Origin of the sequence: Acetobacter malorum (genome assembly GCF_001580615.1) — a bacterium.
GTDB classification, from domain to species: domain Bacteria; phylum Pseudomonadota; class Alphaproteobacteria; order Acetobacterales; family Acetobacteraceae; genus Acetobacter; species Acetobacter malorum.
The window spans coordinates 1-584 of the sequence record NZ_LHZC01000001.1 but is presented as its reverse complement, the minus strand read 5'-3'; the positions used below and the strand labels follow the sequence as shown (position 1 = coordinate 584).

General features: G+C 66.3%; 1 protein-coding gene. It reads left to right on the top strand.

Annotation, left to right across the window (positions count from 1 at the left end; all coding sequences use genetic code 11):
* Positions 1–18 precede the first annotated feature (18 nt).
* Positions 19–584: autotransporter outer membrane beta-barrel domain-containing protein (locus tag AD930_RS00005; RefSeq protein ID WP_208598532.1), on the top strand; the 566-nt coding region annotated here is incomplete at its 3' end.

Sequence of the window (584 nt, the reverse complement as noted above, 5' to 3'; positions counted from 1 at the left end):
ACGCACTGGAAGCGCCTCATGGTGCGCGGCGGAGCGACGTATGCGTGGAACATGCTCAACATGACGCGTAGCGTGGTGGCTGGTGGCTTCCATGACCATGAAACGGGCCGGGCGCTGGGCGGCACGGCACAGGGCTTTGGCGAGCTGGCCTATCATCTGGGCGATGACCGCAACAGCTTTGAGCCGTTCGGGCAGGTGGCCTACGTCAACCAGAGCCTTGGCGGATCTCACGAGCATGGCGGGGCGGCCGCCCTCCGGACGCGTGGCAGCGATACGGGCGTGACGTTTGCGACGTTCGGGATGCGCGGCAGCAAATCGTTTGCGGTGAAGCCGGGCTTTGATCTGAGCGTCTTTGGCTCAGCCGCCTACCGGCATGCCTTTGGCAGCCTGACGCCGACGGCCCATCAGGTGTTTGCCGGGGCTGGCAGCATGGACGTGGCCGGCACGCCGCTGGCGGGCGATGCCGCGGTGCTGCAGGCGGGCGTATCCTACAAGGTCGGGAAGAACGTCGACGTGGGCCTGTCCTACACCGGCCAGTTCGGCACAAGCTACGAGGACAACGCCATCCAGGCGCACGCCAAGGT